At 57.5% G+C, this 15,580-nt stretch carries 15 protein-coding genes; 14 read left to right on the forward strand and 1 reads right to left on the reverse strand.

Going from position 1 to position 15,580, the window contains the following annotated elements; translation table 11 throughout:
* Positions 1-46: 46 nt before the first annotated feature.
* On the reverse strand, positions 47-1,042 hold the full coding sequence (locus P5205_09685) for a WYL domain-containing transcriptional regulator (GenBank protein HSA10628.1): 996 nt from the start codon (positions 1,040-1,042) through the stop codon (positions 47-49).
* A gap of 43 nt (positions 1,043-1,085) precedes the next feature.
* Here P5205_09685 and P5205_09690 point away from each other — a divergent pair, with 43 nt between their 5' ends.
* From P5205_09690 to P5205_09755, 14 genes are all read left to right on the forward strand, one after another.
* Positions 1,086-1,304 (forward strand): DUF2188 domain-containing protein, encoded by a 219-nt coding sequence (locus P5205_09690; GenBank protein ID HSA10629.1) that lies wholly within the window; start codon positions 1,086-1,088, stop codon positions 1,302-1,304.
* Between the two features lie 45 nt (positions 1,305-1,349).
* On the forward strand, positions 1,350-1,595 hold the full coding sequence (locus P5205_09695; protein ID HSA10630.1) for a DUF2188 domain-containing protein: 246 nt from the start codon (positions 1,350-1,352) through the stop codon (positions 1,593-1,595).
* 12 nt (positions 1,596-1,607) lie between these two features.
* Positions 1,608-2,075: an HNH endonuclease signature motif containing protein gene (locus P5205_09700; GenBank protein ID HSA10631.1), complete on the forward strand. Its 468-nt coding sequence runs from the start codon at positions 1,608-1,610 to the stop codon at positions 2,073-2,075.
* A gap of 322 nt (positions 2,076-2,397) precedes the next feature.
* Complete coding sequence (locus P5205_09705) at positions 2,398-3,105, forward strand: hypothetical protein (GenBank protein ID HSA10632.1); 708 nt, start codon at positions 2,398-2,400, stop codon at positions 3,103-3,105.
* 12 nt (positions 3,106-3,117) lie between these two features.
* Positions 3,118-3,291: a hypothetical protein gene (locus P5205_09710; protein ID HSA10633.1), complete on the forward strand. Its 174-nt coding sequence runs from the start codon at positions 3,118-3,120 to the stop codon at positions 3,289-3,291.
* A gap of 3 nt (positions 3,292-3,294) precedes the next feature.
* On the forward strand, positions 3,295-3,885 hold the full coding sequence (locus tag P5205_09715) for a restriction endonuclease subunit S (protein HSA10634.1): 591 nt from the start codon (positions 3,295-3,297) through the stop codon (positions 3,883-3,885).
* Positions 3,878-5,401, forward strand: coding sequence for a type I restriction-modification system subunit M (locus tag P5205_09720; protein ID HSA10635.1), 1,524 nt, complete (start codon positions 3,878-3,880; stop codon positions 5,399-5,401). The genes P5205_09715 and P5205_09720 overlap by 8 nt, the downstream gene beginning before the upstream one ends.
* Positions 5,402-5,940: 539 nt before the next feature.
* The gene (locus tag P5205_09725) at positions 5,941-6,597 is read left to right on the forward strand and encodes a restriction endonuclease subunit S (GenBank protein ID HSA10636.1); all 657 of its coding nucleotides are present in this window, start codon (positions 5,941-5,943) and stop codon (positions 6,595-6,597) included.
* 2 nt (positions 6,598-6,599) lie between these two features.
* Positions 6,600-7,376, forward strand: coding sequence for a hypothetical protein (locus P5205_09730; GenBank protein ID HSA10637.1), 777 nt, complete (start codon positions 6,600-6,602; stop codon positions 7,374-7,376).
* Complete coding sequence (locus P5205_09735) at positions 7,369-8,478, forward strand: hypothetical protein (GenBank protein HSA10638.1); 1,110 nt, start codon at positions 7,369-7,371, stop codon at positions 8,476-8,478. Before P5205_09730 ends, P5205_09735 begins: the two co-directional genes overlap by 8 nt.
* Positions 8,456-8,908: a hypothetical protein gene (locus tag P5205_09740; GenBank protein HSA10639.1), complete on the forward strand. Its 453-nt coding sequence runs from the start codon at positions 8,456-8,458 to the stop codon at positions 8,906-8,908. The genes P5205_09735 and P5205_09740 overlap by 23 nt, the downstream gene beginning before the upstream one ends.
* Positions 8,909-8,940: 32 nt before the next feature.
* The gene (locus tag P5205_09745; GenBank protein HSA10640.1) at positions 8,941-11,640 is read left to right on the forward strand and encodes a histidinol-phosphatase; all 2,700 of its coding nucleotides are present in this window, start codon (positions 8,941-8,943) and stop codon (positions 11,638-11,640) included.
* Entirely contained in the window at positions 11,641-14,850 is a 3,210-nt protein-coding gene (locus P5205_09750; GenBank protein ID HSA10641.1) for a type I restriction endonuclease subunit R, read from the forward strand.
* The gene (locus P5205_09755) at positions 14,847-15,554 is read left to right on the forward strand and encodes a SprT family zinc-dependent metalloprotease (protein HSA10642.1); all 708 of its coding nucleotides are present in this window, start codon (positions 14,847-14,849) and stop codon (positions 15,552-15,554) included. The genes P5205_09750 and P5205_09755 overlap by 4 nt, the downstream gene beginning before the upstream one ends.
* Positions 15,555-15,580: the final 26 nt, after the last annotated feature.

Here is a 15,580-nt window from a genome sequence, read left to right on the forward strand (position 1 = left end):
GGCAATGCCGACCAGAATGGCACTGGCATTCTTCTGAGCGCCAGCCCTAGTAATTCTTCAGCCCTCTGGTCATAGTTGCTTTGATCCTGTCAGTCAGCTCCGGTGGGGAAAGGACATGGGCGTGATCTCCCCAACTCAGAATCCACCGTTCAACTTCTTCAAAACCGCCAAGCTCCAGTGACAACTTGAGCCTGCCGCCCTTCATCTCCGTTATGCGTTGGGACGAATGCCAAAGTCGTTCTCGGATGAGCCTCGATGCAAAACGGTCAAACAGTATTTCCACCGTTGTTGGCTTGCTTCCTGAGAAGATGCCAAAGCTGTTCTTCAATTCACTTGCCGCCGAAAAACCCTTGGGTTTCACGAACGTGATCTTCGTCGTGTGAAGGGCCTTCATCCTCCCTGGGACGAACTTCTTGACCGCCTGGGTCTCCACATCCAGGGCGAACAAATACCACTGCCCTTCCGCGGACACCAATTCGTAGGGTTGCACTCGACGAGGCTTGAACTTCGTATCTTTCAAACCTTGGTATTCAAAAGTGATCTCATGACGCTGCCTGATGGCGATCACCAATTGTTGGAACACGCGAGCGTCAACAGAGTTCACTTCAATGCTCTTGAATGAAATCGCATTCTGAAGCTCGGACCATTGAAAGGAAAGCTCCCCACTCAGACCAGCGGTGAACTTCTGGAACGTGTTTCTGAGCGGCTTTTCGAATGGAGTGCCGACGTATTGTTCCAATGCCTTTTCACCAACGAAGATTGCGAACAATTCCCCTTCCGTCAGCTTGAGCAGCGGAAAGCTGCTGACCTCAGAAGAAAAAAGGTAGCCCCTCCGGTGAACATCGAACTCGATCGGTAGCTTCATGAAATCCTTCATGAATTCGATGTCCCGGTAGATTGTCTTCTTCGAGACTTCGAGTTCTTTTGCGAGCGTCGGAAGGTTTGGGAGGTCACCCGAGCGAATTCGCTCAAATATCCTATGGATACGGTGCAGCGTGACGCGATTCAGGTCGCGATCCGTCCGAACACTTTTTTTAGACATGGCCCGTAGATGTCCTCCCCTCTCATGTATCGTTGGACCAAAAATGAAGATTGACCAACATGTTGTTCAGCGGGCGCGCGGGTGGGCAGTTCTCGGTGAAGGTAACCAGCGCGATACCGTCGTGCTGCCAACCCAAGCAGCGGCGATTGCTCAAGCTCGCAAAATTGCACGCAGAAGCGGCGGTGACCTGATTATCCATTGTCTCAGCGGCCGTATTGATTCGTCGAAGAATAGCGAGTCCGCAGTGAGGAGCAAACCGTGATTTCCACCGCAAACACTGAAATCCAAAACCACAAGACAAACCAATATGGCAAATCCAAATGATAGAAGCGTATACCGTCGCGACGACGGAAAGTGGGTCAACAAACTGAACACGTCGGACCGTGCGTCCAGCGTTCACGATACCCAAGCCGAGGCAAATCAAGCCGCCGCAGAAATGTTGAGAAACTCGGGCGGTGGTGAACGGACGACGATGGGCATCCATGGCACGATTGTAAGCAAAGACACGATCGCGCCGGGACACGAAAGCGGCGTCAAGGACCGCGAGCACTGACCATCCTTGTTTATGGCGTATACAGGCGCACAACTTGACTGGATTTACGGTTGCACGAGCGGCTATTGCCACCTCTGTCACACGAAACTCTCCAGGAAGAACTACAACCGGCCGGGCAGACGGGGCTCATGGCATGTGGACCACTCCAATGCTCGTTCCAACGGCGGCACGGACCGGTGTCCTAATCTCAAGCCCGCATGCATTGACTGCAATCTCGACAAAAGCAACAAAACCACACGGACTGCCCGGCGCTGGAATGGAAAAACGCGAGCGCCGCTGTCGCGCGAGAAGCGGAAACAAGCCAAGACGGAAAACGCGATCCTCGGCGCTTTGGGTGGCGGTGTGGTCGGTTTTGCCGTCGGAGGCCGGTTGGTGCGGTGGTTGGAGCGCTGGCTGGTGGACGTCTGGCCGGGGCGGCAAACCCCGACAAATGATCAAGTGTCAGAATACCCCAGCCAAGGATTGACTATCACCGAGTAATCAGAGGAGGTCGTAATATCAAACCCGGAAACAGGCTCAACCCGCAGCTCCAAGCAGGTAACCCAGCGCTCCACCCTACCGCAAATACGCACCTACAGTATCAACAATCCGGCATAACGAATTGCAATTTGACAACCGCCCGAACTTTGATACTGTATATTTCGTCGGTTCAAACGAAAGGCATCACCGGCGACCGGGATGCCTTTCCAGCCAACCGCGAGCCTTGCGGCCACGATCAGGTGTTGCGACCAAGAAGGTGGCAGAGGGGCGGGCGGGAAACAACAACTATTCGGGGTCGAGTCGCGCCTCGCACCGCGACATTATGATCGCCCTTAAAAAGCCAACTGGCCCGCGGCCCTTGCCGCGCATCAGCGTCACCAAACTTGGTGAATATGTCGGCAGCCGGTCCGCTGCCCGACGCAAAACCATCCTCGTGGACCAGAAGTATCCCAAGCCGTTCAAGACGGCCATTTACAATGACTGCTTCGACCCCTTGGTCGGATTCTTCGTGGATGCTGCACATGACCCGGCGGCGGTGAGGGCAGCCATCACCGCCATTCAATCCCGAACGGTCGCGACCGAGGCCGAGGAGATGCGTCGTCAGGTCAACAGCCAAGCGCTCGACCACCTGCTTAACACCGCGCCCAGCCTGCCGCTCACCGGCATCACGTTCCGCAAAGCACCCGAATCCGCCAAGCACCTGCTCATCGCGGGCGTCGAAGTCAGCATTCGGCCCGAACTGGAACTCGTCGTCACAGGGAAAGGCGGGGTGGTTCGCTACGGTCTGCTCAAGCTCTACCTGAGCAAGAGTCATCCACTCACGGACGACGCCGGAAATTACGTCGCCACGCTCGTTCATTCCTACGCGAGTCATCGTTTCACCGGACCGAAATCCGTGGACCGGAAGCACTGCTACGTCTTCGACGTATTTCAGGAGAAGCTCTTTGTCGCGCCGGTGAACCACACTCAACGTCGCAAGGACATCAACGCAGCCTGCGAAGAAATCGCGAGCCGCTGGCCATCACTCTAACCAAACGATACTATGGCAACGAATCCACCTAAAGGCGACGGCCACCGGAATGGTCCAGTGACGAACCGTTCGCAAACTTGGAATCCCCACTCCGAACGCTGGGTGAAGCGCGACGGTGACACGGGGCGCTTTATGGACATGAAGTGCAATCCGAAACCGTTCAAAGGCGTGCGCAAAGAAAAGTAATCTGTGAACACAACGCTTGGACAAGTCGCCGCGCTACGGGCCGGCTATCCATTCCGGTCGAGCATTGAGCCCGACCCGGACGGGACTGTCGCGTTGATTCAGGGGCGCGATGTGGACGCCGACCGCCTCCGCATCGCGCCTGCCCAAGATGGGCTGACGCAGATTAGCGCCAGCGGGATTCGGAATCTCACCGAGCACCTGCTTCAGCCCGGCGACGTGATTCTCATGGCGCGCGGCCCGCGCAACTACGCCGTTCCCATCGGCGAAACCAGCGGGCAGGCCATCGTGCCGGGCAGTTTTCACGTCCTCCGTCCCGACACAACCCTTGTGTTCCCGCCATTCCTCGCGTGGTGGCTCAACCAGGACGCGTCGCAGCAATTCATGCGCGCAAACAATTCTGGAACGACCATTCCCATGATTTCCCTCGACGTGCTGCGCGCGTTGCCAGTGCAACTGCCGCCGCTGGACGTGCAACGCCGCGTTGCCGAACTCAATTCACTGATCGAACAGGAACACAATCTCATGAACGAACTTTCCACCGCCCGTCGCGACCTCTTGCGCGCCTGGGCCAACCAACAAGCCGCCCATGCCTGATCCCATCATTGACCGCAAAGCCGAAATCAACCGCGTTGCCTGGAAGGCGTGCGACACCTTCCGGGGCGTCATGGATTCGTCAGTTTACAAGGACTACGTCCTGACCATGCTCTTCCTCAAATACCTGAGTGACGTGCGCCGGCAACGCGTCGAGGAACTACGCGCCCAGTTTCCCAAGGACGAAGTCATGGTGCAGCGCCGCCTTGCTCGTGAGCGGTTTATCATGCCGGAGGACGCCACGTTCGATTCGCTCCACGCCCAGCGCGATGCCGACAACATCGGCGAACTCATCAACCACGCGCTCGATTCCATCGAAGACGAGAACAAGGCCAAGCTCGACGGCGTGTTCCGCAAGATTGATTTCAACTCAGAGGTGAACCTCGGCGAAACGCGCGACCGCAACCGCCGCCTCAAGCACCTGCTGGAAGACTTCGCACCATTGGATCTCCGCCCGCGCACGCTTGGCAACGCCGACATCATCGGCGATTGCTACGAATATCTCATCGGCCAGTTCGCTTCCGACGCTGGCAAGAAGGGCGGCGAGTTCTACACGCCCGCCGAGGTCGCCACGTTACTCGCCAAGCTGCTTGCGCCAAAACCGGGCAACAAGATATGCGACCCAACGTGCGGCTCGGGCTCGCTGCTGGTGAAAGTCGCCCACGAAGTGCCGCGCAAGGACAAGACACAGCCCGCCAACGTCGCCGTGTTCGGCATGGAGAACAACAACCAGACCTATGCGCTGGCGCGGATGAACATGTTCCTCCACGGCCTTGACGCCGCGCGCATCGAATGGTGCGACGCGCTCAACTCACCCAAGCTTGTCGAAGACAGCCGCCTGATGAAGTTCGACATCGTGGTCGCCAATCCGCCGTTCTCGCTCGACAAGTGGGGCGCGGAAAAAGCCGCCGCCGATCCTTACGGCCGCTTCCATCGCGGCATCCCGCCCAAGAGCCGGGGCGACTATGCGTTCATCACGCACATGATCGAAGCCGCTGCCGCTGGCTCAGGCCGCGTCGGTGTCATCGTGCCGCATGGCGTGCTGTTTCGCGGCGCGTCCGAAGGGAAGATTCGGCAGACGCTCATTGAGGAAAACCTGCTCGAAGCCGTCATCGGCCTGCCGGTGAATCTCTTCTATGGAACGGGCATTCCCGCCGCGATTCTCCTGTTCAACAAGGGCAAGAAGGAAGCCCGCCACGGCACGGACATCCTGTTCATTGACGCCAGCCGCGACTTCGCAGCCGATGCCAAGCAGAACAAGCTCCGCCCGCAGGACATCGAGAAGATTGTCGAGACATTCCGTAAATTCGAGGACGTGCCCAAATACGCCAAGCGCGTGACGTTCGAGGAAGTGAAGGAGAACGACTTCAATCTGAACATCCCGCGCTACGTGGACACCTTCGAGCCGGAAGCCCCGGTGGACTTGAAGAAGGTGCAGAAGGAAATCACCCGCCTCGAAAACGAACTCGTAGGCGTGCGAAAGGAGATTGGCCGCTACCTCAAGGAGCTTGGACTGTGACGAAGTTGCCTAGCAACTGGAAACGTGTTCGATTCGATTCGATAACGCGCATCGAGAACGGCCAGGTATCGCCGCTGGAAGACTGCTACGCGGACCGGTTGTATCTCGGACCAGAAAACATCGAGTCGGGGACAGGCGCTATTAGTGGGCTGAAGACTTGCAGGGCGCTTGGGCTGACCTCAGGCAAATATCCTTTCAGAGCGGGGGCAATCGTTTACAGCAAAATCCGCCCAAACTTGAACAAGGTCTGCCTCGTTGACTTCGATGGGGTGTCAAGTGCTGACGCCTATCCCATATATGTCAATGCCGAGGTTGCTGCTGCCTTCTTGGTGCAAGTGATGCGTTCACCAATGTTTGTTCGCCAAGCCATAGCAACGTCTGCACGAACCGGGATGCCGAAGGTCAACCGCGAAGAATTGGGCTCATTCATTGTTCCAATACCGCCGTTTTCGGAACAACAAACCATTGCCGCAATTCTCCACGCGTGGGATCGAGGCATTGAGAAGCTACAACAACTCATCATCGTAAAGACGGACCGAATGGGAGCACTTCGCCGCGACCTGCTATTTGGCGAGCAGAGGTTCTCTTTCGCTAGGCGGGCGAAGTGGCAGTGCGTCCAATTAAGCGAAGTCCTGAAGCACATCTTCCGCCCGGTCAACTGGTCGCCGAACGACGTTTATCGCCTCATCAGCATCCGCCGCCGTTGTGGTGGACTGTTCCGCCGTGAGGATTTGCGCGGCGCAGACTACAAGACCACCGACCTGCACGAGATTCGCACCGGCGACTTTCTAGTTTCCAAGCGGCAGGTTGTTCACGGCGCGTGGGGCATGGTCACGAAGGAGTTCTCCGGCTGCCATGTCTCCAAGGAATACTCCATCCTCGTTAACAAAGCCCCTGACGTGCTGCACATGCCGTTCTTTGACTGGCTGTGCCACGAGCAGCGCATGTGGCATCTGGCATTCCTCGCCAGCGACGGCGTCCACCGCGAAAAGCTCATCTTCGATTCCAAGGACTTCCTGCGCCACTACATCGAGTTGCCTCCCACCATCGAGGAGCAAAAACACATCGTGCAGGTGCTCGACGCCTGCGACCGCGAAATCCGCCTGCTCGAAGCCGAGTTGGAAGCCCTCAAGCAACAAAAGCGCGGCCTGATGCAAAAACTCCTGACCGGCGAAATCCGTGTTAAGACCAAATAGGTATGAGCGACGACAACGTGACTCCCAAGAACTCCGACTTTCTTCGTGATGCGTTCGCGACAGAACAGGAATGCCTCGCGGCTCGGTTGAGGTCCTCGCGCCGCATCACCCACGCGGGCGACCGAGGCGAAGTCAACGAGCAGCACTTCATTGATTTTCTGCGCAAGTATCTCCCGAACCGCTACACCGTTGAGAAGGCCATCGTGCTTGATAGCGACGGCAAGGTCAGTCAGTCCATTGATGTGGTGGTGTTTGATCGGCAATACACGCCCGCCCTGCTGGACAACGACAAGCATCGCTATGTCCCCGCAGAGGCCGTCTATGCCGTGTTTGAGTGCAAGCCGAAGATTGACAAGGGCTACCTGGAATACGCGGCGGACAAAGCCGCGTCAGTGCGCCGGCTGAAGCGGACATCGGTCGAAATCTACACGGCCAACGGCAGACTTTCCCCGAAGCCACACTTCGAGATTGTGGCGGGCATTCTCGCCATCGAAGTGGATTGGAAGGACGGTCTGGGCGAATCGTTTCGGGAGATTCACGCGAAGCTGCCGAAGGAGGGCACGATTGACTGCGGGTTTGCCGCAACGGGCGCGAGTTTTGATGTTTTCGAAGCACAGGGCAAATACACGTTCGGCCCACCGGAAAACGCGCTTGCCCATTTTGCATTCCGACTGCTCTCGAAACTGCAATCCCTGGCCACAGTCCCGGCAGTGGACTGGATGGCCTACGCCAACCAACTCGCAAACAAGCCCGCCACCCAAGGAGTGCCCCATGTTTGATTACAACGAACAGATTCAAGCTTACGAAACCGACTGTGTGAATCTGCCGCAGGCGGTAAAGGACAAATTGCGTGGCCACCGTGAAGCGAACCGCAATCGCCTCAAGCGAAATCGCCCCGAGGACATCCGCCTCAATGACGACCATTTCATTCCACAAGGTTCGATGGCCATCAACACGACTGTGCAGGAAAAAGACAACGCCTACGACATTGACGATGGCGTGTGGTTTCACAAGGACGACTTGAAGAAGAAGGACGGCTCGGCCTACACCGCCCGAGAAACCCAAGAGATGGTGCGCGATGCGCTCAAAGACACGAACTTCAACAAGCAGCCGGAAATTCACAACAACTGCGTCCGCGTGTTCTACGCTGAGGGCCATCACGTGGACGTGCCGTGTTACCGCAAGCTGGATGCAGACACCGACAACGAGCGGCAGGAATTGGCCGGGGCAAACGGCTTCACTCCGTCCGATCCTACCGAGATCAACCGTTGGTTTGAGGAACGCGTCGAGGCGCTGAACAAGCAGCGGGATGGAGCAGGCTCGCAATTGCGAGTGATGATTCGCCTGATGAAACGGTTCGCCCGCAGTCGCGGCGAGGATTGGGACATGCCGAACGGGCTCAAGCTGACAATGCTGGTCGAGGAATGCGCTCCCAGCTACTACGAGCGTGACGACGAGGCGTTCTACTGGCTGCTTTCAAAGCTCAAGACCCGGCTTGCGTCCAGCCTCGAAGTCGAGAACCGGGCGCAAACCAAGACCCCGCGCGACAAACTCACGAAATCCGCGAACGATGAAAACATGATCGAACTCCGCACCCGCGTAGGCGAGGCGCTCGACAAGCTGTTGGTGCTGCATCATCCCAACTGCACGAAGCCGCAGGCGCGCGAGGCGTGGGATTGGGTGTTCCAAAGCGATGGCTTCTTTGAAGCCTACGACAAGGATTCGGCCAAGGCACATGCACTGTTCAGCAAGGCTGCGCTCGTGAATGCCGGCCTGGCTTCGACGAACGGTTCAGGGGTGATTGTCTCGACTTTTGTTGGGGCGGGCATGCCGAATCTGACTCACAAGTTCTATGGTGATGATTCCGACAAACAAGGCTGACAAGTATCGCAAGGTCGTCAGCGAACAAGCGCTGCTTCGGGAGAAGTTCCCGTTTTTGAACTCCCGCATCAGTGGGCTGAAACTGACATGCCGGGGACGCATCCAGCCGACGGAGCAGAGCCCAAGCTATCGCGTCGAAATCCACTACGCTCCTTGGAACTCGCCAGAGGTCCGCGTCATCGAGCCGAGGATTGAATACACCAAGGGCGCACACATGTATCACAACGACACGCTCTGCCTTTTCGACTGGCGCGAACAGCCGTGGCAGAAGCATTGGCATCTGCACCAAACCATCATCCCGTGGACAGCGGAGTGGCTTGTGTTCTACGAGTTATTCCTGCTTACCGGCAAGTGGCTCGGGCAATCAGCCGTTCACGGCCAGCCCAAACCCGAAGACCTTGCTCCGACCGAGGACCATAGCCGGAACTGAGCGAGAAGATTCATATCGTCCTAAAAGCACTCATGAACACAAATCCTCCGGAGAACTTTTTCCCGCACGGCAACCGCTGGGTTCGCGCAGACTTTCATCTGCACACGTGCCAGGACAAGGAGTTCGACTACAAAGGCGAACCGAGCGCGTTTACTGGCGAGTTCGTTGATCGGTTGGAGCACGAGGGTGTTGGAGTTGGAGTCATCACCAACCACAACAAGTTCGATTTCGAGGAATTCAAGTCCCTCCGCAAGGCCGCGAAGAAGCGCGGCATCTTCCTTCTGCCGGGGGTTGAACTCTCGGTGAACGACGGTGCGAACGGCATCCACGCCTTGATTGTCTTTGAACGCAACGCCTGGGCGAAAGAGAAAGATTGGATCAATCCTTTCCTTGAGAGCGCCTTTCACGGAACAGACGTAACAGATCGCGGTAACGAAAACGCCCGCTGCGGCTGGAGTCTGACGACATTGCTTGAGGAGCTACACAAGGCGCGCGAAAAGCATGCCCGCGACAGCTTCGTCATCCTTGCTCATGTCGAAGACCGTTGTGGTTTCTTCAACGAACTCGACGGTGGCCGTGTAGGCGAATTCGGAAAGCAGGCGCTCTTCCGAGAGAACGTGCTCGGATTTCAAAAGGTTCGCACACGCGACAAGGAAAAGGACTGGAAGCAGTGGCTTGGCGAACCGCTGCCGCCTTCCGTTGAAGGTTCTGACCCAAAGGACTTGGCAAAGGTGGGGCAGGCGCACAAGACCGGCGGTCAGGAGCAGCGGTGCTTTCTGCAGATTGGGGCACACACGTTTGAAGCGGTTAAACTTGCGTTGCTAAACCATCGCCACCGGGTTTCCGCTGCGCCACAGGAAGTCACGCATCCGCACGTGCTTTCCATTGAGGTCGAAGGAAGCGGAACGGATGGAGTCCGCTTTCAGTGGGCGCTAAACAGCGGGCTTAACAACCTCATCGGCATTCGTGGTAGCGGCAAGTCCACGGTCTTGGAACTCCTGCGATACGGACTCGGAGTTGAGTTGCGCGGACGCTGGACTACAAATCCGCCGGACGAAACCTACAAGACGGCGCTGGTTAAAGAACACGTTGGCAGCGGTGGGAAAATCACCATGCGATTGCGCGGACCGGGCGGCAAAGAATACGAGGTAAAACGGATTTGTGGGGAAGTGCCCAAGGTTTTCCAGAATGGGCAATTAACTCAGAACCTCCGCCCCAATGGAGGGCTGCTGAAGGTTCTCTATTTCGGCCAAAAGGACTTGAGCGAATTGGGCAAGGAGGACCGTAACACCGATTTGATTGAGAAATTCTACTCGGACGAACTCCGGGAGGTCCGGGAGAAAACAGAGCCAAAGGTGCAGGCTGTGCGCGATGTGGTTCTGAAACTCGGTCGGCAAGAAACGAGTGTCGGTAAGAAAGATGAACTGCTCGAAAAGAAGGCGAAGGTCGAGGAAAGCCTCAAAGTGTTCCAAGAGCACAAGGTTGCCGACAAGCTGGCGAAGCAGGTCGCCTTCAACACGGACATCGCCGCGTTGCAGGAGACAGCCGACTGGCTTGAAGAACTGGCCAACGCGGCAGAAGACCTTCAATCAGAACACGCCGAAAGCCTCAAAACTCTGATGGGGATGAGTTCCAAAGAGAACCCCGAGGAGATTCAGGCGGCGAAGACGGCTTTGAAGCCTGCCAACGATTTCCTAGCGGACCTCGTTTCCAGCGTCTCTAGCCTGCGCGCCGCCAAGCAGACGGTCGAGGAAATCAAATCAAAAGTTGAGAAGAAGCGCGAAGGTCTGGACGAGGAGTTTGCGGCAGTGCGTCGGCAGATTCAGTTGCCCGAAGTCAATCCCGACACTTACGTCGAGTTGGAAAAACAACTGCGTGAAACCAAACAGTCGCTGGAAGACTTGTCGCGTGACGAAGCCAAGCGAAGGCAGACAGCGAAGGAACTGGAAACGGCCCTGACCGAGCTGCGAGAGGCATGGCACGAGGAGTTTAAGCGCCTTGACGAATCCATTCGCGCTCTGAACGAACGCAAACTGCCCATTGCCCTTGAACTTCAGTATCGCGGCAACAAGGTGATCTTTGAGAACTTCCTGAAGGAGTTCTTCAAAGGCACAGGCGTTCAAGGTGCGACCATTGAGCGGTTGGCAAAGGAGTTTGTTGACGGGATTGACATCTACCAAGAACTCCAGAAAGGCGGGGATCGGTGGAAAGACGTGGTAAAGGTCGCGTCCACTCAGCAGAAGCTGGAGGGGTATATCCGACAGAAGCTCGCCGAGTTCCTTACGCTTCGAGTGCCCGACCGGTTGGAACTCAGTCTCCACGGAAAGCAATTGGCTCGTCACAGCCTTGGGCAACGCACGTCAGCACTTGTCCTCTTCCTCCTCGAACGCGGCGACTACGACCTTCTGTTGATTGACCAACCCGAGGACGATCTGGACAACCAGATCATCTATCAGGATGTCATTCGGCGGTTACTGGAGTTGAAGACCAAGCACCAGTTCGTGTTTGCGACGCACAACGCGAATATCCCGGTTCTTGGCGAATCGGAAATGGTCGCTTCGTGTTCCTTTGAGGAAGCGGGGCTGACATTGAGCACCGGTTCGACCGACCACCCGACAATTCAACGAGACATCATCTCTGTGATGGAAGGCGGCAAGGACGCTTTTGCGCTCCGCAATCGCATCTACGAGCAGTGGAAGGGTGGGGCGGTGGAAGCCGAAAGGGAGAATTGAATGCCCAACGAACCCACCACTCCCGACACGCGCGAGAAACTGGCGTCACAGATTCCAGCGGTGGAATTGCTGATGAAGCTGGGCTTCCGCTACCTGCCGCCAACCGAGGCGCTTCAATTGCGCGGCGGGCGCAAATCCGAGGTGCTGCTGACCCCCATCCTGCGCGAACAGCTTGCCAGGATGAACCGCGTCCGCTGGCGTGGGCGGGAGCAACCTTTTTCCGCCGAGGCGGTCGAGTCAGCCATCGCCACTTTGCGGGATCTGCCGGACGAAGGGCTGATTCAGACGAGCGAGAAGGTTTACGACCTGCTTTCCTTGGGGAAGAGCTTCCCGCAAACGGTCGAGGGTGACACGCGCAGTTTCACGCTCCGCTACGTGGATTGGGAACGCTGGGGCGAGAATGTGTTTCACGTCACCGAGGAGTTTGCGGTGGAGCGGACCGGTTCGCGCGAAACCTACCGTGTGGATGTCGTTTTGTTTGTGAACGGCATCCCGTTCGCGGTGATTGAGTGCAAGCCACGCGGAAAGAAATGGCTGGATCAAGGCATCTCCCAACATCTGCGGAATCAAAAGAACGACGGGATTCCCCGGCTCTACTGGTTCGCCCAACTTGTCCTCGCGTTGAATGGCGAGAGCGCCCGTTACGCCACCGCCCGAACGCCAGCGGAGTTCTGGTCGGCATGGCAGGAGTCCGTCGCCGACGGCGATGTTCAGACGGTGCTCAACACGGCGCTGCCCGTGGATGAATTGGTCAAGTTGTTCTGGCGGCGCGATGGCCCAAACGAGTTGCACGAGCGGGGCGTGACCGCGCAAGACCGCACGGTTTTCGGCCTGTGTCGCCCAGAGCGGCTGCTGGAGCTGGCGCGCATCTTTGTTGTTTACGACGGCGGGCAGAAGAAGATCGCGAGGCATCAACAATACGCGGCGGTGAAAGCTGCGCTGGCACGTGTGCAAGAGCACGAGCCGGACGGAAGCCGCCGCGGTGGACTGGTCTGGCACACCCAGGGTAGTGGCAAATCGCTGACGATGGTCATGCTGGCCAAGGCATTGGCGCTTTCGCCCGCCATTCGCAATCCAAGGCTGATTCTGGTCACCGACCGTGTGGAGTTGGACCGCCAGATTTGCGACACGTTCCGGTATTGCGGCTACGAACCGTTGCGCGCCCGTGATGGCAAGGAGTTGCGTGAACTTATTGAAGCGAAGAAGGCGGCCGTTATCACGACGATCATCAACAAGTTCGAACGCGCAGTGAAAGGCGCTTCTCACCTGGACGAGGACGAGAATCTGTTCGTGCTGGTGGATGAGGGACACCGGACGAACTTTGGCTCGTTTCACGCATTGATGAGGAAGGCGCTTCCACACGCGTGCTTCATTGGCTTCACGGGCACGCCCGTCGTTCAGGACGAAAAGCGGAACAACCTGCGGGTGTTTGGCGATTTCATCCACACCTACACGCTCGACCACGCTGTTCGCGACGAAGCGGTTGTGCCACTGCTCTACGAGGGGCGTCACGTCGAGCAGGACGTGGACCAGACGCAGCTTGACCTTTGGTTCGAGCGCATGATGCGAGGCAAGACGGAGCAGCAGAAAGCCGACTTCAAACGCAAGTTCGCCACGGCGGACCATCTGAACCGGGCGGACAAGCGGTTACTCATGGTCGCCTACGATCTGTGCGAGCATTTCACCAGCACCTTTGCCGGCACGGGAGCGAAAGGGCAACTTGTTGCCCCGCGCAAGGACGTGGCGCTGCGTTACAAGGAGATCATCGAGGAAATCGGACGCACCGACCCCAGCGTGCGAGTGTCGGTCGAGGTTCTGATTTCCGCGCCCGATGACCGCGACGATTACGAGGAGTGTGCCGAGAGTGAATTGCCGCGCGTGCAGGCATTCTGGCGCGAGATGATGTCGCGGTTTGGCACGGAGGAACGCTACAACGAAAGCCTCACCAGTCGTTTTAAGGGCGACGGCGATCCGCAAGTCATCATCGTGGTCAGCAAGCTCCTGACGGGCTTCGACGCTCCCGTCAATACCGTCCTCTATATAGACAAAAAGCTGACCGACCACACGCTCTTGCAGGCGATTGCCCGCGTGAATCGCAAGAACGAGGGGAAGGACTTCGGCTACATCATTGATTACTACGGCATCCTGGGTGATTTGAACGAGGCGCTGACGCACTACGAGGCCCTCGCCCAATTCGACCCCGTTGACCTTGCCGCCACATTGACCCCGTTGGCGGATGAAGTCGGCAAGCTGCCCGACACCTACTCGGATTTGTGGGAGTTGTTCCGCACCGTGAAAAACAAGCGGGATGACGAGCAGTTCGCCGCCTGCCTCAAGGATCAGGAGCAACGGGACGAGTTCTATGCCCGCTTGAGCAGGTTCGCGCGCACGTTCCAAGTTGCCATGTCGTCCGCCGGTTTTCTCGCAGACACTCCAAACGCGAAGGTGAACCAGTATCGCCGCGACCTGAAATACTTCCTCAATCTGCGGTCACGGATGAAGCAGCGTTACAGCGAGGAAGTCGATTACAGCGAATACGAGAAACGCATCCAGACCCTGATTGACCGGCATGTTGGCGCAACCGAGGTCACGAGGATTACGCCGCTGGTCAACATATTCGACAAGGAACGATTCGACGCCGAAGTGGAGAAGCTGGAAGGTTCGGCGTCGCGCGCCGACACCATCGCAAGTCGCACGGCAAGAACGATTCGTGAGAAGTGGGAGGAAGACCCTGCATTCTACGAACGTTTTTCCAGGATTCTGCAACGCCTGATCGAGGACTTTCGCAATAAGCGCATTTCGGATGCGCAATACCTGGCGAGTGTGACCGAGGTAATGCAGAAGGTTCGCGACCAAGGCACGAGCGAATTACCGGAGGCGCTAAAGCACCGGCCCGCTGCCAGAGCCTTCTACGGGATCATCCGGCGAGCCTTGGCCAAGCTGGAATCCATGCTCCCGGCCGATGCTGAAGCACATAGCGTCGAATTGGGCTTGGCCATTGACGAAGTGGTTGCGGAACACACGCGGATAGTGAACTGGACCGCCAATCCGGATGTCCGAAATCACATGCTCAATGCGGCGGAGGATTGCCTACTAGACGTGGCCCGGCGGAAGGGCTTTGCACTGCCGCTCTCGGCTCTCGATGAAATCGGCAAGGAATTGCTGCCCGTCGCAGAAGCGCATTATCACGACACGAACCGACGCCAATGATTTGCGAAGCACAATACGGAAGCCGCAAGATTCCTTTCAGGCTGGAACGCCGCAAGGTCAAGAGCCTGACCATCAGCGTTCATCCGGCGGGTCTAGTGGAGGTCGTTGCGCCGCTGGATGCGGATGCGGATGAAATCCGGCGACGGGTTGGTCGCAGAGGGCGGTGGGTTCTGAAACAGCAGCGGGACTTTGCCCGAATGCTTGGATTGCCCGAAGGCCGAAACCACCGAAGCGGTGAATCCATCCGCTATCTCGGTCGCCAGTATCGCCTGCGGATTCGGCAAGGGGAGAAAGATGCCGTCCGGCTATCACGCGGCTGTTTGGAGGTCGTTACCAGCCCCGCAGCCCGCACCGACAAACCGACACGCCTGCTTGCCGCGTGGTTGGCAGCTCGGGCCAGCCAGAAGCTCGCGGAGCGATTCCAGCGATGTGCCAAACACGTTGAGAGCTTCGGAATCAAGAGTGGCCCATTCTCACTTCGTCGGATGCCGCGTCGCTGGGGAAGTTGCGGCGCGCATGGCCGAGTGTTGTTGAATCCCGCTCTCGTGGCCGCCTCGGTGGACTGCATTGATTACGTGATCATCCACGAACTGTGCCACCTTCGTTGCCATCATCACCGCCCGGAGTTTTACAGGTTGCTGTCGCGTATCCTGCCGGACTGGAAGCGCCGAAAGGCGAAGCTGGAAAGGACCGGCCCGATGTAGGCCGCCAGCGCGACAGGCCGAATGCC

The sequence above is a fragment of the Candidatus Paceibacterota bacterium genome, from assembly GCA_035452965.1.
In the GTDB taxonomy this organism is placed as follows: Bacteria; Verrucomicrobiota; Verrucomicrobiia; order Limisphaerales; family UBA8199; genus UBA8199.

Bases quoted from the DNA above. Each gene is read 5' to 3' on its own strand.
- P5205_09725 (HSA10636.1), top strand. From the start codon at position 5,941: ATGGGAGCACTTCGCCGCGACCTGCTATTTGGCGAGCAGAGGTTCTCT.
- P5205_09750 (HSA10641.1), top strand. From the start codon at position 11,641: ATGCCCAACGAACCCACCACTCCCGACACGCGCGAGAAACTGGCGTCA.
- P5205_09690 (HSA10629.1), top strand. From the start codon at position 1,086: ATGAAGATTGACCAACATGTTGTTCAGCGGGCGCGCGGGTGGGCAGTT.
- P5205_09700 (HSA10631.1), top strand. From the start codon at position 1,608: ATGGCGTATACAGGCGCACAACTTGACTGGATTTACGGTTGCACGAGC.
- P5205_09745 (HSA10640.1), top strand. From the start codon at position 8,941: ATGAACACAAATCCTCCGGAGAACTTTTTCCCGCACGGCAACCGCTGG.
- P5205_09705 (HSA10632.1), top strand. From the start codon at position 2,398: ATGATCGCCCTTAAAAAGCCAACTGGCCCGCGGCCCTTGCCGCGCATC.
- P5205_09730 (HSA10637.1), top strand. From the start codon at position 6,600: ATGAGCGACGACAACGTGACTCCCAAGAACTCCGACTTTCTTCGTGAT.
- P5205_09685 (HSA10628.1), bottom strand. From the start codon at position 1,042: ATGTCTAAAAAAAGTGTTCGGACGGATCGCGACCTGAATCGCGTCACG.
- P5205_09720 (HSA10635.1), top strand. From the start codon at position 3,878: ATGCCTGATCCCATCATTGACCGCAAAGCCGAAATCAACCGCGTTGCC.
- P5205_09755 (HSA10642.1), top strand. From the start codon at position 14,847: ATGATTTGCGAAGCACAATACGGAAGCCGCAAGATTCCTTTCAGGCTG.
- P5205_09710 (HSA10633.1), top strand. From the start codon at position 3,118: ATGGCAACGAATCCACCTAAAGGCGACGGCCACCGGAATGGTCCAGTG.
- P5205_09740 (HSA10639.1), top strand. From the start codon at position 8,456: ATGATTCCGACAAACAAGGCTGACAAGTATCGCAAGGTCGTCAGCGAA.
- P5205_09695 (HSA10630.1), top strand. From the start codon at position 1,350: ATGGCAAATCCAAATGATAGAAGCGTATACCGTCGCGACGACGGAAAG.
- P5205_09735 (HSA10638.1), top strand. From the start codon at position 7,369: ATGTTTGATTACAACGAACAGATTCAAGCTTACGAAACCGACTGTGTG.